25 protein-coding genes and 1 other RNA gene are annotated in these 23,456 nt (G+C 48.7%); 5 read left to right on the top strand and 21 right to left on the bottom strand.

Translation table 11 applies throughout. The annotated features are described in order from the left end of the window. Positions 1 to 17: 17 nt before the first annotated feature. The 5 genes from HP568_RS08415 to HP568_RS08395 form a co-directional block, all read right to left on the bottom strand. On the bottom strand, positions 18 to 191 hold the full coding sequence (locus tag HP568_RS08415; RefSeq protein ID WP_007728365.1) for a hypothetical protein: 174 nt from the start codon (positions 189 to 191) through the stop codon (positions 18 to 20). A 191-nt stretch (positions 192 to 382) separates the two neighbouring features. Beyond that, positions 383 to 943, bottom strand: coding sequence for an energy-coupled thiamine transporter ThiT (thiT, locus tag HP568_RS08410; RefSeq protein WP_048033644.1), 561 nt, complete (start codon positions 941 to 943; stop codon positions 383 to 385). 128 nt (positions 944 to 1,071) lie between these two features. Then, complete coding sequence (locus tag HP568_RS08405) at positions 1,072 to 1,794, bottom strand: amino acid ABC transporter ATP-binding protein (protein ID WP_048033645.1); 723 nt, start codon at positions 1,792 to 1,794, stop codon at positions 1,072 to 1,074. Next, entirely contained in the window at positions 1,787 to 2,446 is a 660-nt protein-coding gene (locus HP568_RS08400; RefSeq protein ID WP_048035888.1) for an amino acid ABC transporter permease, read from the bottom strand. The genes HP568_RS08405 and HP568_RS08400 overlap by 8 nt, the downstream gene beginning before the upstream one ends. Before the next feature lie 53 nt (positions 2,447 to 2,499). Further along, entirely contained in the window at positions 2,500 to 3,306 is an 807-nt protein-coding gene (locus HP568_RS08395) for a transporter substrate-binding domain-containing protein (RefSeq protein WP_048033646.1), read from the bottom strand. A gap of 243 nt (positions 3,307 to 3,549) precedes the next feature. On the opposite strand from HP568_RS08395, the gene HP568_RS08390 reads away from it, so the two are divergent. Both HP568_RS08390 and HP568_RS08385 read left to right on the top strand, forming a co-directional pair. After that, positions 3,550 to 4,683 carry a M20 family metallopeptidase gene (locus HP568_RS08390; RefSeq protein ID WP_173628851.1) on the top strand — a complete coding sequence of 378 codons (1,134 nt, stop codon included), beginning with the start codon at positions 3,550 to 3,552 and terminating at the stop codon, positions 4,681 to 4,683. A gap of 127 nt (positions 4,684 to 4,810) precedes the next feature. Then, the gene (locus tag HP568_RS08385) at positions 4,811 to 5,233 is read left to right on the top strand and encodes an RDD family protein (RefSeq protein WP_048033648.1); all 423 of its coding nucleotides are present in this window, start codon (positions 4,811 to 4,813) and stop codon (positions 5,231 to 5,233) included. 80 nt (positions 5,234 to 5,313) lie between these two features. On the opposite strand, the gene HP568_RS08380 is transcribed toward HP568_RS08385, so the two are convergent. From HP568_RS08380 to HP568_RS08310, 15 genes are all read right to left on the bottom strand, one after another. Further along, the gene (locus HP568_RS08380; RefSeq protein WP_173628850.1) at positions 5,314 to 5,778 is read right to left on the bottom strand and encodes a protease complex subunit PrcB family protein; all 465 of its coding nucleotides are present in this window, start codon (positions 5,776 to 5,778) and stop codon (positions 5,314 to 5,316) included. Between the two features lie 385 nt (positions 5,779 to 6,163). Continuing rightward, positions 6,164 to 6,814, bottom strand: a complete 651-nt coding sequence (rpe, locus tag HP568_RS08375) for a ribulose-phosphate 3-epimerase (protein ID WP_173628849.1) — start codon at positions 6,812 to 6,814, stop codon at positions 6,164 to 6,166. After that, positions 6,808 to 7,698: a ribosome small subunit-dependent GTPase A gene (gene rsgA / locus HP568_RS08370; protein WP_048033651.1), complete on the bottom strand. Its 891-nt coding sequence runs from the start codon at positions 7,696 to 7,698 to the stop codon at positions 6,808 to 6,810. Before rsgA ends, rpe begins: the two co-directional genes overlap by 7 nt. A gap of 18 nt (positions 7,699 to 7,716) precedes the next feature. Continuing rightward, positions 7,717 to 9,699, bottom strand: coding sequence for a Stk1 family PASTA domain-containing Ser/Thr kinase (gene pknB / locus HP568_RS08365; RefSeq protein ID WP_048033652.1), 1,983 nt, complete (start codon positions 9,697 to 9,699; stop codon positions 7,717 to 7,719). 5 nt (positions 9,700 to 9,704) lie between these two features. Continuing rightward, positions 9,705 to 10,460, bottom strand: a complete 756-nt coding sequence (locus tag HP568_RS08360; RefSeq protein WP_173628848.1) for a Stp1/IreP family PP2C-type Ser/Thr phosphatase — start codon at positions 10,458 to 10,460, stop codon at positions 9,705 to 9,707. 4 nt (positions 10,461 to 10,464) lie between these two features. Beyond that, positions 10,465 to 11,535, bottom strand: a complete 1,071-nt coding sequence (rlmN, locus tag HP568_RS08355; protein WP_048033654.1) for a dual-specificity RNA methyltransferase RlmN — start codon at positions 11,533 to 11,535, stop codon at positions 10,465 to 10,467. A 211-nt stretch (positions 11,536 to 11,746) separates the two neighbouring features. Then, on the bottom strand, positions 11,747 to 13,093 hold the full coding sequence (rsmB, locus tag HP568_RS08350; RefSeq protein ID WP_173628847.1) for a 16S rRNA (cytosine(967)-C(5))-methyltransferase RsmB: 1,347 nt from the start codon (positions 13,091 to 13,093) through the stop codon (positions 11,747 to 11,749). Between the two features lie 3 nt (positions 13,094 to 13,096). Further along, positions 13,097 to 14,047 (bottom strand): methionyl-tRNA formyltransferase, encoded by a 951-nt coding sequence (fmt, locus tag HP568_RS08345; protein WP_048033656.1) that lies wholly within the window; start codon positions 14,045 to 14,047, stop codon positions 13,097 to 13,099. 4 nt (positions 14,048 to 14,051) lie between these two features. Next, positions 14,052 to 14,528, bottom strand: a complete 477-nt coding sequence (gene def, locus HP568_RS08340) for a peptide deformylase (protein ID WP_048033657.1) — start codon at positions 14,526 to 14,528, stop codon at positions 14,052 to 14,054. A 16-nt stretch (positions 14,529 to 14,544) separates the two neighbouring features. After that, positions 14,545 to 16,980 carry a primosomal protein N' gene (gene priA, locus HP568_RS08335; RefSeq protein WP_173628846.1) on the bottom strand — a complete coding sequence of 812 codons (2,436 nt, stop codon included), beginning with the start codon at positions 16,978 to 16,980 and terminating at the stop codon, positions 14,545 to 14,547. Further along, positions 16,977 to 18,224, bottom strand: a complete 1,248-nt coding sequence (gene coaBC / locus HP568_RS08330) for a bifunctional phosphopantothenoylcysteine decarboxylase/phosphopantothenate--cysteine ligase CoaBC (protein WP_048033659.1) — start codon at positions 18,222 to 18,224, stop codon at positions 16,977 to 16,979. Before coaBC ends, priA begins: the two co-directional genes overlap by 4 nt. 75 nt (positions 18,225 to 18,299) lie before the next feature. Next, positions 18,300 to 18,506 (bottom strand): DNA-directed RNA polymerase subunit omega, encoded by a 207-nt coding sequence (gene rpoZ, locus HP568_RS08325; RefSeq protein WP_016742004.1) that lies wholly within the window; start codon positions 18,504 to 18,506, stop codon positions 18,300 to 18,302. Positions 18,507 to 18,510: 4 nt separating this feature from the next. Next, on the bottom strand, positions 18,511 to 19,131 hold the full coding sequence (gene gmk, locus HP568_RS08320) for a guanylate kinase (RefSeq protein ID WP_048033660.1): 621 nt from the start codon (positions 19,129 to 19,131) through the stop codon (positions 18,511 to 18,513). 16 nt (positions 19,132 to 19,147) lie between these two features. Beyond that, positions 19,148 to 19,408 carry an extracellular matrix/biofilm regulator RemA gene (remA, locus tag HP568_RS08315; RefSeq protein ID WP_015891999.1) on the bottom strand — a complete coding sequence of 87 codons (261 nt, stop codon included), beginning with the start codon at positions 19,406 to 19,408 and terminating at the stop codon, positions 19,148 to 19,150. Positions 19,409 to 19,432: 24 nt separating this feature from the next. Further along, positions 19,433 to 20,317: a YicC/YloC family endoribonuclease gene (locus tag HP568_RS08310; RefSeq protein ID WP_048033661.1), complete on the bottom strand. Its 885-nt coding sequence runs from the start codon at positions 20,315 to 20,317 to the stop codon at positions 19,433 to 19,435. A gap of 179 nt (positions 20,318 to 20,496) precedes the next feature. Here HP568_RS08310 and HP568_RS08305 point away from each other — a divergent pair, with 179 nt between their 5' ends. From HP568_RS08305 to HP568_RS08295, 3 genes are read left to right on the top strand one after another with little or no spacing between them, the layout of a single operon-like run. Beyond that, positions 20,497 to 22,236 carry an Rqc2 family fibronectin-binding protein gene (locus HP568_RS08305; RefSeq protein ID WP_173628845.1) on the top strand — a complete coding sequence of 580 codons (1,740 nt, stop codon included), beginning with the start codon at positions 20,497 to 20,499 and terminating at the stop codon, positions 22,234 to 22,236. A gap of 15 nt (positions 22,237 to 22,251) precedes the next feature. Next, positions 22,252 to 22,614 carry a DUF2512 family protein gene (locus HP568_RS08300; RefSeq protein WP_254551077.1) on the top strand — a complete coding sequence of 121 codons (363 nt, stop codon included), beginning with the start codon at positions 22,252 to 22,254 and terminating at the stop codon, positions 22,612 to 22,614. Positions 22,615 to 22,646: 32 nt separating this feature from the next. Beyond that, entirely contained in the window at positions 22,647 to 23,093 is a 447-nt protein-coding gene (locus HP568_RS08295) for a hypothetical protein (RefSeq protein ID WP_048033663.1), read from the top strand. Positions 23,094 to 23,178: 85 nt separating this feature from the next. Here HP568_RS08295 and ssrS read toward each other — a convergent pair. Beyond that, positions 23,179 to 23,369: non-coding RNA, 6S RNA (gene ssrS, locus HP568_RS08290), on the bottom strand. Positions 23,370 to 23,456 lie beyond the last annotated feature (87 nt).

Here is a 23,456-nt window from a genome sequence, read left to right as displayed (position 1 = left end):
CCTCCTCACCGAAATTACTACACACGATACAAATACACGCCGGCCCCTATGAGTGCTAATGCCAATAGGCTATACCAAACCCACGGAGGTGCCCAATACAGGAAAATGGTGATTCCCCCGACAGCCAACGCAACCCCGAGAACACGTCGCAAGGCGCCCCCCTGTCGCAGGCGATAGGAGCGCAATCCCATTTCGCGTAAGCACCTCCTTTAGGTGTTCTCAAAAACGTGCATATTACATCATATTCTGCTGTCGGATAAACATGTATCCTGCCACATGAAAAAAGTAGATGTCTTAAGAAGTAAAAAATCAGGCAACGGAACTCGCTGCCTGATTACATTATGTGGATAGTTTGTACTTGATACCGATTTTTTCCTGTTTCTTATGCGACTCGATCACGTGCGGGGAACAGCAACTGCGATGCGCTACTAAGCACAACTGTCAAGACGACTCCCGCGATAATCATTTCTGGCAGCAAATACGTGATGTTATAAATGAGGGAATATTGCCAGACTGGTACACCTTCTGGCGCGTAGCTGCCAAACCAAATAACACCCGATAGAAAATGGCAGACAAATCGTCCAATCACGCCGATAAACAAGCCGCTCCACAGTACGATGATTCGTTGCTTCGTTCCTTCATAGCCAGACAGGCGAACAAGCCCAGCGAGACCCAGCGCACCAAAAGCAAGCGGATAATCCAGCAACAGCTGAACCGGATGGACAACTGTACTGCCCAAGAGCAATTGAAGAAATCCAACAACAAGTCCTGTAATGACACCAGCAGCGAGTCCACGGCGAACAGCGATCAACGCGATTGGCACCATCACCAGCGATACAGAGCCGCCCTGTGGCATATCGAAAACCTTGATCTGACTAAACACAATTGCAAGAGCCGCCATCATCGCCATTTCCAACAAAATGACCAACCGTTGACGATCCAAAATAGTCACTCCTCAAAATAGAATAAATAAAAATTTTTTTACACCGATAATGTTTCTGATTCTAGCCCAAGTCTATGCTCGTGTCAAAGAAAAAAGCCGCTGCCTCATCGGCACTGCGGCTAGTTGTATTACCGAACCTTCTCCAAAAACTGCTGGGCACGTTCACTTCTTGGCTTTTGGAAAAACTCTTCCGGTGGCGTATCCTCCAAGAGACGACCATCATCGAGGAACAAAATACGGTCTGACACCTCTTCGGCAAAGCGCATCTCATGCGTGACGATTGCCATGGTCATTCCGCTATCAGCCAGCCCCTTCATAACCTCCAAAACCTCCTTGACCATCTCTGGGTCGAGGGCAGAGGTCGGCTCGTCAAACAGCATAATTTTTGGCTCCATCACAAGCGAACGGGCAATGGCTACACGCTGCTTCTGACCGCCTGACAAACGCGATGGAAAGACATCCGCTTTGTCTGCCAGCCCCACGCGCGCCAATAGCTCTTTCGCCTTTTGTTCCGCTTCAGCCGCAGACATGCCTTTTACTTTCATAGGGGCATAGGTCAAGTTTTTCAATACCGTCATATGCGGAAACAAGTGAAAATGCTGGAAAACCATCCCGATTTGCTGACGGATACCCATCACGTCAGCCTTTGGAGCCGTGATTTCCTGTCCGTTGATCGTAATTGTACCCGTCGTCGGCGTCTCCATCAGGTTGATGCAACGCAATAGTGTTGACTTCCCCGATCCAGATGGACCGATGATGGCGACAACCTCCCCTTTTCCAATGTTCGTGGTAATACCCTTCAGCACATTCAGTTGTCCAAATGACTTCGTAATGTTATCGATCTTAATCACTGAGTCTCATCCTCCGTTCCAGTACGCGAGCTACCCAAGTCAGGATCATAACCATGACATAGTACAGGATACCGGCGATCATGTATGGCTCAAAATAGCGGAAGATGGTGCCTTTGACCACATTCGCGTTCTGCATGATATCTGCAAGACCAATCGTGGAAACGAGGGCGGATTCCTTCAAAAGTGCAATCGTTTCATTGACAAGAGCAGGCAGGATATTTTTGACAGCCTGCGGCAAAATAATGTCGAGCATCATCCGATGATAAGGTACACCAAGCGCTTTGGCCGCTTCCCACTGCCCTTTATCAACCGCCAAAATTCCACCGCGAATCGTCTCAGAAATGTATGCACCTGAGTTTAGTGTAAACGTCAGTACAGCTGCTTCCAGTTGTGAAATGTTGTAACCAGTAAGCTGTGGCGTTGCAAAATAAACAAAGGTTAGCTGCAAAATCAAAGGTGTCCCGCGAAAAACAGACGTGTAAGCAACCGCGAGCCAGTTTAGCAATTTCACATTCGAAATTTTAATGAGTGCGAGGATGGAGCCCCAGAAAAATCCCAATACAACCGAAATTAAGGTAACAAGTAACGTGCCCTTTATCCCTTCCAATATGAAAGGAATATAGGGCACGATTTGTGCAAAATCCAAATTCATGCCCATTCTCCCCTCTTGCTGCTTATACAGTTATTCTTCGTTGCCTGGAGAGATTATTGGCCGAACCATTTTTGAATCAGCTTGTCCATTTCTCCGTTTTCTTGCATCTTTTTAATGACTTCATTAAATTTCTCTACGTGCGGCGATCCTTTTGGGAACGCAACAGCGGAGCCATTCTTTTCATTTTCTTCCATTGTGGTGAATTGCAGGGAGTCATTGTTTGCCACGAAGCCTTTCGCTACCGTGTCCTCAATAATGGCAGCATCTACACGGCCCGCTTTTACTTCTTCGACAATCTCAGGCAGCTTGTTCAGCGAAGTAATCTGCAAGCCGGAAACAGTCTTTGCAAGCTCCTTTGCTGCCCCTTCCTGAATAGAACCGAGTTGTACCGCCACTTTTTTACCCGCCAATTGCTCAGGCTTGGTCAGATTGCTGTCTTTCTTTGCTACGATCGTATTTTTCGCATCGTAATAGATGGTGGAGAAATCAGCGTTCTTCTCGCGCTCAGGTGTTGCTGTCATACCAGCCATAACGAAGTCCGCGCGATTCGTTTGCAGTGCGGGAATAAGTCCGTCAAAGTTCATGTCATTAATTTGCAGTTCGTAGCCAAGCTCTTTTGCAATGTATTTCGCGATATCAATGTCAAAGCCGACAATCTCATCTTTTCCGCTGCTCAGGTCGTGATATTCATACGGCTTATAGTCAGCAGAAGTAGCCATAACCAATGTTTTCTTGTCGCCAGCAGAAGGCGCAGGTGCTTGTCCTGTTGCCGTTTGATTGCCTGTACCGCATCCAGCGATCATAACTGCCGCAAGCATGGAAGTAAGAGCCAAGGAAATAAATGATTTTGTTTTCTTCATGATGAACCCCCGTTGTTATGAGTTTTACGCATAAAGCAGTCTATTCGTAGCATTAATTTGCATGAAAACTTATATTTATGCATCACAATGATTATTTTACTCATAATCTGAACAATTTCAATCATTTTTTACCTACATTTTAAATACGGAATATACAGAATTTTATACACAAATTTTTATTTTAGTGGCAGAAAAGCAAACAAGGCTTTATAGTGCTAGTAAAAGGAATTACAGGAGGCTGACATGGAGAAAAACTGGACGTCCTATTTTCGGCAGCAGCTCCCAGAAATTATCGAGGAACTGCGTACATATGTAGAGATGGAAACACCCACCCACAACAAGCAAGCTGTTGATCGATTGGGCAGCCTGATTGCTGAACGCTTTCGCCAATTGGGGTGTCGGGTGGAGAGCTTGCCACAAGAGCAATACGGAAATCAGCTTCGAATGGAGTATGGAGATGGCGACGAGCAGATCCTCATTCTCGGTCACTTCGATACTGTAAAAGACATTGGAACATTAACCGTCGAGCCTTGTCGCGAGGAAAATGGACGACTCTATGGGCCTGGTACATACGACATGAAAGCAGGGATCGTTTTTAGCTATTTTGCCCTGCGCGCCATGATGGAACATAATCTTTCGCCCAAAAATAAGCTCGTCTTTTTTTGGAACACCGACGAAGAGATTGGCAGTGTTTCCTCGGAAATGCTCATTAGAGAGGAAGCAAAAAGAAGTAAATATGCATTGGTACTGGAGCCTGCCGCTGGAGATGGCTCTTTGAAAACAAGCCGCAAAGGTGGCGGAGACTTCATTTTAAAAGTAACAGGCCGCGCTGCACATGCAGGCAATGATCACGCCAAGGGGGTCAATGCGATCGCTGAGCTAGCTCACCACGTCCTCGCTATTCAATCGTTTACGAATTACGAGGCGGGCACTACCTTGTCTGTCGGTACCATTACAGGCGGAAGTGCATCGAACGTCGTGCCTGACTTTGCCATGACAGAAATCGATGTGCGTATCCAAAGCCGCGAGGAAAGGGAGCGTATTACCCAATTGATGAGTCAGTTGACCGCTGTCCATCCCGAAGCCAAGCTGTCCCTAGAAGGCGGGATCACCAAGCCCCCCATGGAACGAACGGCGGGTACCGAGCAACTGTTCTTGCATGCGAAGGAACAAGCGCGTCTGGAAGGTTTTGAATTGACGGAGCAAGGTGTCGGCGGAACAAGCGATGGGAACTTCGCCGCTGATGCAGGAACACCAACGCTGGACGGTTTGGGACCTGTCGGTGATGGAGCCCACGCTTCCCACGAGCATATCGTCATTGACGCCATTCCTGGCAGGATTGCCGTAATGCTTCGGATGTTTTTAACCTTGTCATAATAAATTTACAGGTGTATAATTTTATGGAAAAATAAGGCTCCGTCTATTAGCGACGGAGCCTTATCTGCACTATTTTCGAATGGGCAGTCATATATATTCCTATTCGAATAACAAGGAGAGGGAAAACATGGAATCAATCACCACATCGCCAAGCAATCCCGTAGGATTTTGGCGTCGGCTCGGTGCCGGTCTGCTAGATGCAATCATTATCGGACTACCGCTACTACTGCTCACCTATATCATTACAGGCACTACCGAAGACAATCTTGTTACCAATATCATCTCCTCACTGTACAGCCTCCTCGTGCCTGTATTTTGGCATGGCTATACAGTAGGCAAAAGAATTGCAGGGATTCGCATCGCCCGAATCGATGAAGAGCCTGTGGGAATCGGAACCATGCTGTTACGCAACCTGGTCGGAGGGATCGTGTACGTCATTACACTCGGTCTTGGTATAATCGTCAGCGCCATCATGGTTGCTGTTCGTCAGGATAAACGCTCGATCCATGATTTGATCGCCGGCACGTATGTAACATCGAATCAACCTTAATTTACCAAAACAGCATATCCAGACTAAAAAAGACCGGATATAATCATCCGGCCTTTTTTCATTTTTACCCATCAAGCAGTTTATCGGAACAACACCTTATCTGTTTTTGCATCCATAAACACCATGGTTGTATACGGCGGCAGGCTTGCACGCACAATGATATAAGGTGTGTGCACCGCTGGCAATGTAATCTCTTCTGGAGCTGGATTTGTCAACTCTACATAGACCATGAGCATTTCCCATCCTTGCTGAGTTCCAACAACCTTCAAGCTATAGCCAGAGGTAGGCATTTCACCACGGGAGACCACATACAGGTCGCCTTGACGATGTACACCCTTCTTCGATTTTACTTTTCCTACGAATTCACGTTCAGACGCTGTCAATGTACCTTCTTTTACGATAGACAATTTTTTCGTTTGCATGTCTACTTGGGAAGTCGTGATCGGCCCCGAATGTTTTTGTTCAGCGTGCACGCCAGTTTGTGAAAATGGCAGAATGGAGAGAATGGTGAGAACCGCTACACTGTTTTTCCATAACGATTTCATACATGATCAACTCCTGATTTTTTTAAAGGGCGTGAAACATTTCTTGATACTGGCCAGTATCTCTCAGATAGGAATTTTTACCACTATCTGGATAATTTGATTTAATCATTATATTTATTAAAAAGCAATATTTTCCAAAATGTTTTATTTTTGTTAATCAACCTTTACCATATACTGCTAATATACCTTATTAGAGTAAGAATAATTCAATTTTATTCTATTTGTAGTATGAACTATAATTATACTTTTATATTTATTATTAATTGATTGATCACATAATTAGTTACAATATTCAGATGATTACAAACTACATAAGCGGGAGAAAGCACAAAAAAGCTGACGCCGAGATTGCCTATCGTCGTCAGCTTACAGCTACGTATTATTCTTACTGTCCACGAATCGCAGCGATCGCTTGACCGCGATCTGCCTGATTGAATACCGCGCTCCCTGCAACGAGGACAGTCGCTCCTGCTTCCTCGCACAATCGTGCTGTTTGTGCATTGACACCGCCATCGATTTCGATTTCCACATGCCCCAAGCCACGCTCGTTCAGCATTTGACGCAACTGGGCAACCTTTGGCAGAACGCTGTGAATAAATTTTTGTCCACCAAAACCAGGGTTCACTGTCATGAGGAGAACCATATCCAAATCAGCGAGGACTGGCTCGATCGTGGAAATCGGTGTAGCCGGGTTCAATACCACTCCCGCTTTTACACCTTGCTCTTTGATCAAGTACAGCGTGCGATGGAGATGACGGCATGCTTCCTGATGAACCGTAATCCAGTCTGCTCCACTTTTCGCGAATTGCGGAATGTAGCGATCTGGTTCCTCAATCATCAAGTGTACATCGAGAGGCAGCTTGGTCACTGGGCGAATCGCCTCTACAATCAGAGGGCCGATCGTAATGTTTGGAACGAAGTGTCCATCCATCACATCCACGTGAATCCAGTCTGCTCCTCCCTTCTCGGCATCGAGAATTTCTTCACCCAGACGGGCAAAATCAGCAGATAGGATAGAAGGTGCGATTTTTACCATGGTTTGTTCCTCCGTTGGTATTCTTTTAGCTCTTCGCGGAATTGTTTGTAGTGTTCATAGCGCTGTTCACTAATCTCACCAGCCTCCAGTGCGGCCTGCACGGCACAAGCTGGCTCGCTTACGTGAAGACAACCACGGAATTTGCATTCCGAGCTGCGATCGGCAAAGTCCCGGAAGGATTCCGCCAGATCAAGCTCGGAGAAATCGATGAATTCCAGTGAACTGAAGCCCGGTGTATCTGCCACATAGCCGCCGCCCGCAAGCGGAATCAGCTCGACATGACGTGTTGTATGCTTTCCTCGTCCGAGCTTTTGGCTGACATCTCCTGTTTGCAGACTGACACCCGGAAACAGCATGTTGATCAGAGAGGATTTGCCTACACCTGACTGACCTGCAAAAACGGATATGCGGTCCCGCAAAATCTCACGCACGTCCTCCACACCGCGTTCATCCGCTGTTGAGGTCGGAATCACGCGGTACCCGACCGCTTCATATTTCTCCACGATTTCGGCTACCTCTTCTTCCGACACTTGATCGGCTTTGGATAGCACAATCACGGAATCAATCCCTGCATGCTCCGTGTGCGTCAGGAACTTGTCCAACAGCAACGGACTGAACATCGGCTTGTACATCGAAAAGACAAGTACCGCCTGATCCACATTGGAAATGGGCGGACGAACCAACTCATTCGTCCGTTCGCCCACCTCCATGATATAGCCTTCTTCCTCATTGATCGCATCGTAGACGACCCAATCCCCAACCAGCGGATTTACTTTTGCATCTTTTTTCTTGAAGAGCCCTCGTGCACGGCAACTGTAGATTCGCCCTTCGTCGGCTACATAATAGAAACCGCTCAGCGCTTTCACAATCCGTCCTTCTGGCATTCATGTCCCTCCACTACACTATGGCAAGCTGCTATAGGAAATCGAATACTTTTGTGCCTCCATAAAGTTGTTCATGTTCGGCCCTTTGACCAACAGCCTGATCAACGCATCTTTTTGAGGCGACACTACGTATGGCACATTGTATTCTTTGCTTTCAGAAACAGTCTCAGTCAGTACAACCTTCGTACCGCTGGCATCCGTTACTTCAATTTGCACTTCCAACGTATCACCCGGCATCACATCTACATAGACAGGCGAATTCCCGGTCTTGGCGTCCTGCGGGAATTGGCCATTGCTGACCTCAAGCGGAACCGAAACTCCCTGTTGCACATCCATTCCCGGATCGTATGGGTGAGTGCTCAGAACAATGCCTGGTTTGTCCGTGGTATAAGTAGGCACTTCCTTGATTTCCCCGACAGACAGCCCTTTTTTGAACAATTCTACTTGTGCAGCCTCTACTGATTTATTCCGGACATCCGGCATTTTCACAAAGGCTTTTCCTTTACTAATCGTGACCGTCACATTTGTTTTGGTCGGGAACACCTTTTCATTTGCGGCTGGAGACTGCTTGATAACCGTTCCTACCTCTGCCTTGTCGTCCGCTTCCTCTACGAAAGTGACATTCTCCAGTTTAAAACCATTGCTTTTCAATGCTTCCTCTGCTGTTGCTCGCGGCAACGTAACCAGATTTGGCATATTGATCTCTTGTTGTCCTTTGCTTACATACAAGGTCACAACGGAATTTTCCTTTAACCGCATGGGAGGTGCAGGGTCCTGGCGTATCACCATTCCCTTTTCTATCGTATCATTGGCTTCTTCGACGATACGGGCAACAAGTTTGGCATCCTGAATCTTTTTCTCAGCAAGTGTCACTTCGATCCCTTCTACATGAGGTACCTGTGCCTCAGGAACGGAAGGAAACAGATTCAACAGTAAGTTAAATCCGAAGAATGCCAGTACGAAAAACAGTCCGATACCACCTACCCATAATAGGGCTTTGACCCACCATTGTTTCTTGGCTGGTTTGGCGTCCTCTTCTTCCGTACGCTGCTCATAGCGACCACGCCCCGCTCCTCCGGTTTTGCCATTGGTATGGTCTTTGAGCATGTCAGGTGTGATGATCGGCACCACACGCGTCATCTCTTCATCCACCGGGAACGTCAGCTTTTCTTCGTTTAATCGCTCCGGGAACAGGCAGGTCTCCAAATCTTCTAGCATTTCACTCGCGGATGCGTATCTGAGAAACGGGTCCTTTACCAGCGCCTTCAAAATGACATTTTCCACACTCTGTGGAATCGCCGGATTGACTTGGCGCGGCTCTGGAAGCGGCTCCTGCAAATGCTTAAGCGCCACTGATATAGGCGAATCACCGGAAAACGGCAGTTCACCTGTCACCATTTCATACAAGACGATCCCCAGCGAGTAAATATCGGATTTTTCCCCGGTAATCCCGCCGCGCGCCTGCTCTGGCGAAAAATAATGGACAGAGCCAAGCATCGCATTCGTATGCGTAATCGTAGCTGAAGTAACGGCTCGCGCAATCCCGAAGTCCGTAACCTTCACCCGACCATTTTTTCCAATCATAATGTTATGCGGCTTGATATCTCGATGAATGATCTGGTTTTGATGCGCATGATCGAGTGCATCGCAAATTTGCTCGGCGATCCGCACTGCCTCTTCTACCGGCAGCGCACCACGTTGAATAATGACCTCTTTCAACGTATAGCCTTCTATGTACTCCATCACCATGTAATGGGTATCGCCTTCCTGACCGACATCATACACCCCAACCACATTGGGGTGAGATAAGCTCGCCACCGCCTGCGCTTCACGTCGGAAACGATTGACGAAATCTTCGTCCGTACCAAACTGTGAACGCAGCACTTTGACTGCCACTGGACGATTCAAAATTAAATCTTTGGCCTTGTATACAATGGCCATACCGCCCCCACCGACGCGGGATTCTATTTGGTATCGTCCTCCCAGTCGTTGACCTTCCATCTCTCTCACCCCTCTTCCTGACCGGCAACAAGCGTATTTCGTACGGCAACCAGCGTTATGTTATCTTCCCCACCGGCATCCAGTGCTTCCTGCACCAAACCGTCCACCTTCGCTTGTAACGATATCTGTTTCTGCAAGCTTTCTTCTATGGAATGATGACTGACCTTGTTGCTCAATCCATCTGAGCAAATCAAGACGATATCACCCTCTGACCATTCAAACTGCCCAAGATCAATAAGTACATCCGGTTCAGTCCCGAGCGAACGCATAATAACGTTGCGATGAGGATGGACAGACGCCTCCTCGGCTGTAATCTGTCCACTCTTCAACAGCTCATTGACAAGGGAATGGTCTTCTGTTTTCATGACCAGTCCGTCTTGGTTGTAAAAATACAGACGGCTGTCGCCAATATGCGCGGTAATCACAGTGGATTGATCGAACAAGGCCGCAACCACGGTTGTGCCCATGCCACTGCACTCCGGATGTTCAACCGCATATTCATAGACTTCTTTATTCGCCAGCAGGATAGCGTTCATCAATTGCTCACGCACATCCTCTGCTTCGAGGTCCCCATCTAGGTGACGCAGTTCTTTTACTATTCGCTCAACAGCAAGGCGACTGGCGATATCACCAGCCTGATGGCCACCCATACCATCTGCTACAATGGCGAGCACGCGTCCGTTTAAATCGGTCACACAGGCATAATAGTCCTCGTTAACCTGACGAACGCGGCCAACATGGGATTTCATCGCGATTTCCATGGCATCACCCCACGGTTTCTTTAGCGTGTTGTGCCCTCAATTGTCCGCAAGCAGCAGCAATATCACTGCCTTGCTCGCGTCTGATGGTCACATTGATTCCTTTTTCCTCTAAAATGCGTTTGAACTGAAAAATCTCATTGCGTGGCGTGCGCACATAATCACGCTCCGGTACGTAGTTCACCGGGATCAGATTCACGTGGCAAAGCATGTCGCCAATAAGTTCAGCCAGCTCCTCTGCATGTTCGGGCTGATCGTTTTTCCCACCGAACAGACCGTACTCAAAACTGATGCGGCGCCCTGTCTTGTTAATGTAATGGTGGCATGCTTCCATCAGCTTAGCGAGCGGGAAGCCTCGGTTAATCGGCATCAACTGGCTTCTCAGCTCAGTGTTTGGAGCGTGCAGGGAAATCGCCAGGTTCACTTGTCCGCCACGTTCAGCAAACTCATATATCTTCGGCACAATTCCACTGGTGGAAACCGTAATGTGACGAGCACCGATATTCAAACCACGGTTATCGTTGATTACGGACAAGAACGCCATCAAGCTCTCGAAGTTCTCGAAAGGCTCCCCGATCCCCATGACGACAACGTGACTGACACGCTCACCTTCCGCATCCAATCTGCGTTGTGCCGTCAATACTTGAGAGACGATTTCACCTGCATCCAGGTTACGTTTTAGTCCACCTAATGTAGAGGCACAAAACGTACATCCGATACGGCAGCCCACCTGTGTCGTAACACAAATGCTGTTTCCGTAGTTATGACGCATAATTACTGTCTCAATCGCATGTCCATCGACAAGCTGGAACAAAAACTTGATCGTTCCATCCTGCGACTCCTGATGCGTGATTTCCTTGAGTGGCTCCATGCGGAACGTATCAGCCAGCTTTTCGCGCAGCTCCTTGGACAAATTGCTCATCTCGTCAAAAGAAGTGACGCGCTTTACATATAGCCAGTCAAAAATTTGTTGCGCACGAAATGCTTTGTCGCCGGCACTAACCAGCCATTCCTTCATTTCATCTTGTGTCAAACTGTAAATAAGCGGCTTTGCGCCAGTAAATGTCGTTAATGGCATTCTATCTCCACATCCTCAAAATCATTGCTTGCCTAAATCCATTCTATCATTGTACCTCGTGGGGCGTCTCGCTTCAAACGGTTTTGACATCCATATTCATAAATGCGTCGCTTTTCCTAGTGTAAACCAATACGCGCGCTCGCAAACAAAGGCAAAGGAGTGGCATTTTCCACCTGTTGGTGCGCCACCCCTTGTTAGTATGTCCGTTTCCTTATCCTCTTCGTTTCAATCGCGCGATAAAGAATCCATCACTCTCGAAATGGTGAGGCAAAATTTGTACGCAGGCTCCGGTTTCATCGACATGCTTTCTAACAGCTTCAGGCAGGTCTTGTGCCAGTGTATCATCGAATACGAAGTCAGGGTGTTCTTCGACAAAGCGGCGAACAATCTCCTGGTTTTCTGTTGGCTCAATCGTACATGTGCTGTAAACCATCACACCACCCTGAGCAAGCATCGGCGCCAATGTCTTGAGCAGTTCGTACTGTAGCTGAGCAATCGCACGGACATCTCCAGGTGTTTTGTTCCATTTCAGATCAGGCTTGCGACGAATCACGCCAAATCCGGTACATGGCGCATCGAGCAGAATTCGGTCGAAAGTTCCTAGCGCTTTTTCTGGTAGGTCAAGCGCATCACTTACGATTGGCTCGATGATCGTAATCCCGAGTCTTTTCGCTGCACTCGCAATCAGATCGCGTTTGTGCGGATGCACGTCACTCGCTATGATTTGCCCGCGGTTTTCCATCATTTCCGCTATATGCGTTGTTTTTCCACCTGGCGCCGCGCAAGCATCCAGTACGCGCATGCCTGGTTGGGCAGCAAGAGCTGGTGCTACGAGCATAGAGCTCTCATCCTGAATCGTGAAGTAGCCTTCCTTGAACAAGCGTGAGCCTGCTGCATGTCCGCCCTCCATCAGAATAGCATGAGGACTGACAGACGACGCTTGGCCTTCCAGCCCTTCTTCCGCCAGCTTGTCCAGCACTTGATCCTTCGTCGTTTTCCATGCATTGACTCGGACAGAGCTATGCGGGGTTCTATTGTTGGCTTCGCAAATTGCAACCGTCGTCTCTTCTCCATATACCTCAAGCCACTGACGCACAAGCCATTCTGGATGAGAATAGGCAACGGCGATTTGCAAGGCACGGTCGCCTTTTGGCTGACGCTCCCACACATCCGGCTGGCGCAACACATTTCGCAAAACACCGTTGACCATCGAAGCAATCCCTTGGTGACCGCGTTTCTTGGCGATTTCAACCGCCTGGTGTACGGCAGCGCGCTCAGGAATACGGTCCAAAAAGCGAATTTGATACAAGCTGAGGCGCAATAAGTTACGGACCCAGGTCTGGACCTTTTTATTCCCGACAAAATGGGAAAGGACATGATCCAGCGTCATCTTGCGCTGAATGGTACCGTACACAAGCTCTGTCACCAGCCCTGCATCTGCTGCACTGAGATTTTCCCGATCCAGGACATTGCGCAGCTCAAGATTGCTGTAGGACTTATGTTCTTCTACCCTGTTCAAAACATCGAGGGCGATATCGCGAGCTCCCTTTTTTGCCACGGACTATTCTCCTACCTTTGTGCCGATTTCAATGCTGCTGCCCGCTCCACGCAAAAAGTCGAGTGCACTCATACGTTTTTTGCCTTCTGGCTGCAATTCGGTTATTTTCACTGCACCACTACCGCAAGCAACAACGATACCGTCTTCCTCGCGTGCGATGATCGTTCCCGGCTCTTTGCCTTCGCCGGACATAGACATTTTTTCTACCCACCACAGCTTCCAAATCTTGCCTTCGCATGTAGTAAATGCGACCGGCCACGGATTCAGGCCGCGGACTTGGTTATAAATCTGTTCCGCAGAACGGCTCCAGTCAATTTTTTCGTCTGTACGCTTGATATTCGGGGCAAAAGTCGCTGCCGAATGATCCTGTTGCTCTGCTACGAGCTCACCAGCCAACAGGGGCGGGACAGTAGCAATCAACAGCTCAGAGCCTGCCGCAGCCAATTTGTCATGCAAGGTCCCTACGGTATCACGCTCTTCAATCGGCACGACTACTTTGGACAGCATATCCCCTGCATCGAGAGCTTCCACCATGTACATGATGGTTACGCCTGTTTCCGCTTCTCCCTCAACAATCGATTTATGTATCGGGGCACCCCCGCGATATTTCGGCAAAAGTGAGGCGTGCACATTGATGCAGCCATATTTCGGTGCATCGAGCAGCTTTTTAGGCAAAATCTGCCCATACGCCGCGGTAATAATCAGATCAGGCTCGAGCGCCAACACTTCTTCAAGCGCTTCCTCTGCCTTGATTTTTTCCGGTTGCAATACCAAAAGTCCATGACGCAAAGCCGCCTCCTTCACGGGGGGCGGCGTTAATACTTGCTTGCGTCCAACGGGACGATCGGGTTGTGTTACGACTCCAATCACGTTGTAGCCTGCTTCGAGTACAGCCGTTAGACTCGATACAGCAAAGTCAGGCGTACCCATAAACAGGATGCGAGCATCTTTCAAATGGTTATTCCCCTTCCTGGTTCGGGTTTACTTTGTACACCTTGTCAGCTACATCGATAAAGAGGACACCATTCAAATGATCGATCTCGTGTTGAGCGCAACGGGACAACAGGTCGTCTGCCTCGAGCTCAATCACATTCCCGTTACGATCATGACCGCGCAGCTTGATCCACTTGTGGCGACGAACGTCTCCTTGCAGACCAGGAATGCTCAGGCAGCCTTCTGGATAATCGAATTGCTCCCCTTCATGCTCAACGATTTCCGGATTGATCATTTCAATCAGTCCATCACCGCAATCCATCACGATGACACGCTTGGAGATGCCCACTTGTGGAGCAGCCAAGCCTACACCGTCTGCATCGTACATCGTATCTGCCATATCATCAAGCAGCTTGTGCAAGTTGGAATTAAATTTGCTTACGACCATTGCCTTTTCACGCAAAATCGGATCTGGATGTTTTACAATTGTGCGAATCGCCATGTGTTTCATATCCTCCCTAAAGCAGTACGTAAGGGTCGACGTCAATCGTCATCAATACTTTCTGCTGTTTGTTCCATTCTTCAAACGCAGCCGTCGCCTGAGCGAGCAGTTCTGACAGTTGCGGTTCATCACGATATTTTAGCATGATCTGAAAACGAAATCTATCCTTCACCCTTGCAATAGGCGAAGCAACTGGGCCCAAGAGGATCGTCGTCTGAGCCAAACGCTGCCGCAAATAGTCAGCCATCGTATGCGCACCGCGGATAACAACAGGGACATCCTCGTGGCTAAACGTAATTAATACGAGACGGAAATACGGCGGGTAGCCTGTTCGTCTGCGCTGCATCATTTCATCCTGATAAAATGCGGGATAATCATGCTTGGTCGCATGAACAATGCTATAGTGCTCGGGCGTATACGTCTGAATCACGACATCTCCGTCTAGCTCGTGTCGTCCTGCACGTCCGCCTACCTGAGTCAGGAGCTGAAATGTCTTTTCCGCTGCACGGAAGTCAGGCAAATGCAAGGACGTATCCGCTGCAATGATGCCCGCCAGCGTCACTCGTGGAAAATCAAGGCCCTTGGCAATCATCTGGGTACCGAGCAAAACGTCGCCTTGACCTGAGCGGAATTTGTTTAACAGCTCTTCGTGAGAGCCTTTACGCGAGGTTGTATCCACGTCCATTCGGATAACCCGGATTCCAGGGAAAAGCTTTGCCAGCTCTGCTTCCACTTTTTGTGTTCCTGTCCCAAAAAAACGTATATGCTCACTCTGACACTCTGGACAATGCTTTGGCTGGGCGATGGTGTATCCACAGTAATGGCAGCGCGCCGTATGATTCGTTTTATGATAAGTAAGCGAGATATCGCAATGAATGCAGCGCATCGTATAGCCACAGGAGCGGCACATGACAAAGGTAGAGAAGCCTCTTCGGTTAAGGAAAATGACCATTTGCTCTTCTTTTGCCAATCGATCTGCAATCATCTCATGCAGCTTCCGGCTGAACATCGAACGATTCTGGGCCTGAAGCTCCTCGCGCATATCCACGACATGCACCTCAGGCATCGGGCGATTCCCGACACGCTCCGGCATCCGCAACAACTCGTAGCGACCTCGGGTAGCTAGTGCATACGTCTCCAGGGCAGGAGTCGCGCTTCCCATGACAAGTACACCCTGATTCTCCTTCGCTCGCCACAAGGCTACTTCTCGCGCATGATAGCGAGGGGTCTCTTCTTGCTTGTACGAGCTCTCATGCTCCTCATCGATCACAATCAAACCAACATTCCGAAACGGAGCAAAGATGGCAGACCGTGCACCTACCACCACTTTGACCTGATTGCGGATGATTTTGCGCCACTCGTCATAACGCTCTCCTTGTGACAGGGCACTGTGCAAAACAGCTACGTCTGCACCAAAACGGGCTTTGAAGCGCTCCACCATTTGCGGAGTCAGTGAAATTTCCGGAACGAGAAAGATCGCCTCCCGCCCTTTTTCCAACGTGCGTTCGATCGCTTCGAGATACACTTCTGTCTTACCGCTTCCGGTAACACCGTGCAGCAAATAAGAAGCATAGGTTCCCGATTCAATCGATTGCAAAATAGGCGCCAGTACCGCTTCCTGTAGCGGGGTAAAGACAGGCTTCTGCTTTTCCTGGAAACGCCGATTGGCGTACGGGTCCCGGTAAACCTCCACTTGCTCGATCGCGATCCAGCCTTTTGATTCCAGGCTTTTCAGCGGAGAGCGCGTAATTCCGTATTCATCCCGCAGCATTTGTACAGATAAGGACTGCCCTTTGTGCATGAGCATCAGTTGAAGTACACGGCGCATCTGCTCTGCCCGTGCTGGCAGAGAACCAATCGCTTCTTCCAGCTCACCCTCATCCAATAAGCTCCGGACAAATGACTGCTGCTTGCGGGTAATTCTGTCCCTTACTTGATACTCAGTAGCAAGCAGACCACTCTGTATCCAGCCCGGAACGAGCAAATACTCCTCCGCAAATTGTTTCTCCACTTCTAAGAGCGGAATTTGCCGTTTGCGAAACAATTCCCACAGAAGCCCCGATCTCCCGCATGCTTCTTCGTCCAATGCGTCTGTCGCCGTCAGCCACTTCTCCGACTTCCCTTTGAGCACAGCCGGAAGCATCGCCTGTACAGCGGTTACCCACGGACACAAGTATTGCTTGGACATCCATTCGCTCATCTTTAGCAGCTCTGGCGTTAGAGGAGGAGTGTCGTCTTGTACCTGCACGACATCTTTTAGTCGCGAACGATCTGGTATAGCTTCGTCGTCCTCTACAATCCCGATGACATAGCCTTGCAGTTGACGGGGGCCAAATGGGACAACCACACGACTGCCAATGCGAATCAGTGGACGCAACCAAGGCGGAACATGGTAATCAAAAGGTCGATTCGTTCGATTGACCGGAACATCCACGATAATTTGGGCAATCATGATAGGTCTCGAAGCGGTCTATGCTCTTGCACGGCAAGGACAGCATCAAACAGCTTGTCTGCCACAGCCCGCTTGCTCAATTTATCCAATGCCAGTTGCTCTCCGCCACGGGTTAGCAAGGTCACGATATTCGTATCGCTCCCCATACCTGCTCCCTCAAGCAATACATTATTAGCTACGATCATATCGAGATTTTTTCGCTCCAGCTTGGACTGGGCATGCTGTAACACATTTTGGGTCTCTGCTGCAAAACCAACGACGAACTGCTTCGTTTTCCGCTCACCTATGGTCTTTAAAATATCGGGTGCTTTCTCCAGCGCAAGTTCGAGTGGACCATCACCTTTTTTCATCTTATGTTCTGCTACATGCTTCGGTCGATAATCGGAAACTGCTGCGGATTTGACGACGATGTCACAGTGCGGCAACTGCTCCATAACGGCATCAAACATTTCTTGTACCGATTCTACCGCGATGAATTCCACTCCATCAGGACGTGCCAAGGAAGTCGGCCCACTGATCAGCGTAACCTTCGCCCCTCTGTCTCGTGCCGCTTCCGCGATGGCATAGCCCATTTTTCCTGAAGCATGATTGGTTATGTAACGCACTGGATCAATTTTTTCACGAGTCGGTCCCGCTGTGATCAATACGTGCTTGTCCTGCAAATCTTTTTCACGGATCGTTTGTCTGGTCTCATCGGAAGCAAACCATTGACGCACAGCTTCGACGATTTCCTCGGGCTCCGCCAAACGTCCTTTGCCAATCCAGCCACATGCCAAAAGCCCGACACCTGGTTCAACAAACCGATAACCATAAGCAGTAAGCTTATCCATATTTGCGATAACCGCAGGGTGATTGTACATATTGACGTTCATGGCAGGCGCGACCATGACAGGCGCTTTCGTAGCCAGTACAGTCGTCGTCAGCATATCATCCGCAATGCCATTCGCCATTTTGCCAATCACGTTGGCGGTTGCTGGCGCGATCAATACGAGATCAGCTCGATCAGCCAGTTCGATATGGCTAATCACATGGGGGTCTGGCTCCGTAAACGTATCTGTATAGACAGGCAGGTGAGACAAGGCCTGAAACGTCAAAGGCTGAATAAACTGTAAGGCGCCCTCTGTCAAAATGACATGCACCAATGCACCTGCCTGTGTCAGCTTGCTGGTCAGTGCAGCAGCCTTGTAAGCAGCGATGCCGCCAGATACTCCAAGAACAATTCGTTTTCCTGCAAGCGAATGCATCTGCACTCTCTCCTTTCTCCCCTATCCGAAATCCGAAAAAAACAACCTCGTGAGGTTGTTTTTAAAGGTGACTGCTTATTTGCGACCGTCCAAAAACTCGTGAACGAGCTCGTCGGAGATGAACTCTTCCAGTGCCAAACCTACAAACTTTTTGGATTTTGGTCTCACCACTTGAATTTCGCTGTTTTCGCGAAGCTGACGCGCACGCTTGGATGCTACTGTCACCAAGATGTACTTGCTCTCCGCTTTTTCGGTCAATTCGTCAATAGATGGATACAACATAATTTTATTCAACCTCCTGTAACCATTTGCGATATTTGTGAACCTGACGATCTTTTTTCAGATGTTCTGCTGTAATAATCGCTTGAATTCGATCGCAAGCCGATTCGATGACGTCATTGACGACCACATAATCGTAGTGGTCCATGAGCTCGATTTCAGCACGCGCCACTTCCATGCGCTTGCGAATGATCTCTTGTGATTCTGTCCCGCGACCCACGATCCGGTTTTCCAGTTCGTTTAAATCAGGCGGAGCCAGGAACAGGAATGTACCTTGCGGGAAGCTCTCTTTCACTTGAAGAGCACCCTGAACCTCGATCTCAAGAATGACATCGCGCCCCTCATTCAGCATATCGTCCACGAACTGACGAGGTGTTCCGTAGTAATTTCCTACGTATTCTGCCCATTCCAGAAGAGCATCTTCTTCAATCATCTGCTTGAACTCTTCCTGGCTTTTAAAAAAGTAATTAACTCCTTCTACCTCTCCAGGACGCGGCTGGCGTGTGGTAGCGGAAACAGAATACACCAGATCAGGCATCACTTCACGAAGTGCCTTGCATACTGTTCCTTTTCCCACACCAGCAGGTCCGGATAGAACCAAAAGGAGACCACGATCAACCATACTCATTGTTTACACTCCTACTTTATTCGTCCGATTCGTCATCCTTCGTAGTCAAGCGCTGTGCCACTGTTTCTGGCTGTACCGCTGACAAAATCACGTGATCGCTGTCTGTAATAATGACTGCACGTGTACGTCTCCCATAGGTAGCGTCCACAAGCATGTTGCGATCGCGCGCTTCCTGGATGATCCGTTTGATAGGAGCGGACTCCGGACTTACAATTGAAATAATGCGGTTGGCATTGACGATGTTGCCAAAACCGATATTGATTAGCTTGATTGCCATGACGGCCCAGCCCATCCTTTCATGCTACTCGACATTCTGTATTTGCTCCCGCATCTTCTCCAGTTCTGTCTTGATCTCGACAGCCAGATGCTGAATGCGCAAATGATTCGCTTTGGAAGCAATCGTATTGGCTTCCCGATTCATTTCCTGGAGCAGAAAATCCAGTTTTCGACCAATTGCTTCTTCTTTGCCTAATTGAATGGCAAACTGTTGGCAATGACTATCTAAACGGGTCAACTCTTCACTAATATCACTTTTATCAGCGAAAAAGGCAACCTCTTGCGCTACACGAGCAGGGTCCAATTCAAAAGGTGTCAAACCGGCCCACTCACTTACGCGTTGCTCAAGTCGGCCCTTGTAATCTTCCCTACAAAGTGGGGCCAACTGGGAGATCTCCCGTGTCCATGTGTTGACGGCAGTCAGGCGACTGGCTAGATCAGCGTGCAACAGATTACCCTCGGTCTCTTTCATCGAAACGAGATCCATTGCTGCGCCCCTGACCAGATCTTGGAGCCACTCTGCCAGCTCCTCTACATTGTCCTCTGACTCTTTGGTATGTATCACGCCAGGAAAGTGTAGCAGATCCTTGACGGTTAAAGGCGTCTCTAGCGAAAAACGCTGAGTCATCTCACGGGAAATGGAGACTAGCTGTTCCGCCACATCCCAGTCAATGTCCATAACCGTAGCAGAAGAATTTTTCCCTTCCACTGAGACAGTGACATCGACACGCCCTCTTCTGACATACTGTGCGACCAGCTTACGAATCGAATCCTCAAGCATATTCCATGCTTTGGGCAGACGCACGACAATCTCAGAAAAGCGGTGATTCACTGCACGAATCTCGACTGTTGCTCGAATGGAGCCTTTGCTATCTTCTTTTCTACCGTAACCAGTCATGCTTCGAATCACAAGTTTTCACTTCCATAGACGCAAAATCGTTAATTTATTATAGGAGACAACTCTTGGCAGTGTCAACCGAAGCAACCCCACCACGATAAGATTCCTCCTTGCTCTGACTTATGCTACACTGTGACTGGCAGCTCTCTATACTATTATTCTAGCCATTTTTTTGATCTGAGGTGACTTTTGTGGCATTTGATGGCGTAGTAACCCGCTCTGTTGCGCGGGAATTACATAAACTGGTAGGAGGACGCATCTCGAAAATCCACCAGCCCCACCATAGCGATATTGTTATGCAAGTACGGACACAAGGAGAAACAGTAAGGTTCCTCCTGTCTGCAAACCCGACCTATCCCCGCTTGCACATTACAACAGAAGAATTCACGAATCCGCTGGAAGCTCCAATGTTTTGCATGCTGTTGCGCAAGCATTGCGAAGGCGGCGTCATTGAATCTGTCCAGCAAATCGGGATGGAGCGAATTATTCACATCGACGTACGCACCCGGGATGAGCTGGGTGACACGGCTGTTCGCCGAATTATTGTAGAGATCATGGGAAAGCACAGTAACATCATCCTCATCGATCCTGCAACCGGAATGATTTTGGATAGCGCCATGCACGTGACGCTCGCCATTAGCCAGTACAGACAAGTTACGCCTGGCAGACCTTACGTCTCTCCTCCGAGCCAAGATAAACGCGACCCTCTCACTGTAACCGAGCAAGCGTTTCTTTCTTCCCTCGACTGGAACGGCGGTCGTTTGGACAAGCAAATCGTAGATGGCTATACCGGGATCAGTCCCTTATTGGCAAAAGAAATTTTGCACAGAGCCGGCCTCGCGAATCGTGAAACACTGTGGGCAGCCTTTTCACAGGTGATGAAGGCAATCAGCGCTCATGAGTATGTGCCATCCATTGTAGAGGCAAATGGCAAAGCGTATTTTCACGTCGTTGAGCTGACTCATCTCTCAAACGGGGTTAGCACCCCCTATCCTTCCGTCCAAGAATGCTTGCAAGCATTTTACGAAGGAAAGGCGCTCCGTGATACCGTCAAGCAGCGTGCGCACGATTTAATTCGTTTTGTCACCGCTGAGCGCAATAAAAATGAAAAGAAAATCGAGAAGCTCGAGCAAACACTGCAAGATGCGCATGAAGCAGATCAGTTCCGCCTGTACGGTGAATTGATCACCGCCAATATGCATCAAATGAAGCGAGGGGATCGCGAGCTCGTCACTGTCAATTGGTACGACGAAGCGGGAGGTACCATCACGATTCCGCTCGATCCATTGAAGACCCCCTCGGAAAATTTGCAGTCGTATTACAAGCGGTATAACAAGGCAAAAAACAGCCTTTCTATCGTGAGTGAGCAGATCGAGCAAGCGAAGACAGAACTCTTGTATTTGGACGGCGTATTGGTTCAACTGGAGCATGCCACTTTAAAAGATGCCGAAGAAATTCGCGAGGAGCTCGTGGAGCAAGGCTACATGCGAGATCGTAAAAAACGCGGTCCGCGCAAGAAAAAAGACACCCGACCAGAGCTGGATGCGTACCTTTCTTCGGACGGCATTGAAATTTTGGTCGGCAAAAACAATAAACAAAATGAATTCTTGACCAACAAGCTCGCATCTTCGCAAGAAACTTGGCTACACACCAAGGATATCCCTGGGTCCCATGTCGTCATTCGCGCTCGGGAATTTTCGGATGAGACGTTGCTTGAAGCAGCGAATCTGGCGGCTTATTTCAGTCGTGCCAAAGAAGGAAGTCAAATTCCCGTAGATTACACGCTCGTCAAGCATGTAAAAAAACCGAGCGGAGCCAAGCCTGGCTATGTGATCTACGAGCAGCAACGCACGCTGTATGTGACCCCAGATGAAGCACTGATCCGCCGTCTAAAATCAAACACCTCTTCTACGAATAGCGCGACTACCTAAGTTCATACTAAGGGCATGAAAGGTGGTGTTCGCTCTTTGAACATCGTTCTCAAGCTCTTGTTTAACGGAATCATTGCCATTCCAGGGCTTTGGTGGTCAGGGACGTCCCTAATGTTTGCAGTGCTCGCAAGCGTGATTGTCAGTCTACTGGGTTATGTACTTGATTTGACAATCCTCCCACGTACGAACAATACGTTTGCGAGCTCCGCTGATTTCTTGTTCGTGTATGCCTCCTTGTGGCTTGGCTGTTACTTGTTTGGTCAGACCATATCCTTATCTGGTTTGTTGTTGACGGCATTTGCCATTACGGTGGTCGAATACTTTTTCCATGGTTACCTGCAACGGCACGGTGTCCACCATTCCAAGCATCCGGGCTGAAGCATCATTTCTATTTTGGAAGGAGGATCAGGATGAACGTCATTGGCATCATCCAGACCGATCTTAACGAATTCAACGTGCTGTTTGAACAGCAAGGCGGACAAGGCGGAAACGGACAAGGACAGCAATCACAAAACAGCGGACAAAACAACCAACAAGACCAAGACAGCGACTCGATGTTTCTCAGCTTTCTTGATGAGCAACCGAGTTCCAATGAACACAGCGGGCAAGGGAACAGCCAAGGTGGGCAACAGCAAAATGGCGGCGGCGGTCCACAAGAGCTGACCGTTCGCATTAAAGGAATTCCTGAGGGACAAAAAGCAAATTTCCTGCAAATGTATCAAATTCTTCAAGACGCCCAAGACTCCCAAACACTTGAAAAGGACCTGACTATTGTCGATCACGGGGATCAAGACCAGGGCTCCCAAAAACAAGGGCAGGGTCACGGTTCGGGCAAACAAAACAAAACCACACATTGATCTCGGTACAAAAACAAAAACCACCTGGAAGCAGATTCCAAGTGGTTTTTTGTGTTATCGGCAATTCATTGCATTCATAAACGGCCAAGTCCCCGCTCTGCCGTTGACCTCATGTTTCTATAACCTGCGCTCACACAGGTGGGCGACCCTTCTGCACTTCAGCCTTCCCATGCATCCAAAAAGGAGGTGGGCCTGACATCCATCACAGTTTCCGTCTCCCAAAAAACACGTATAAGGTTAGAAACATTTACGGCCTATCGTACATCGCAGGATCTTGATATCCCTACTTTATCACAGAATGGTCCTTTGCTCAACGGATAAAGTTGCCTTTGGACTTTTCTGTCTAATCAATCCCAAGAATAG

It is taken from the genome of Brevibacillus sp. MS2.2, from assembly GCF_013284345.1.
In the GTDB taxonomy this organism is placed as follows: Bacteria; Bacillota; Bacilli; order Brevibacillales; family Brevibacillaceae; genus Brevibacillus; species Brevibacillus brevis_C.
The sequence above is the reverse complement of the archived record's forward strand: the minus strand, read 5'-3'. Positions and strand labels throughout refer to the sequence as shown.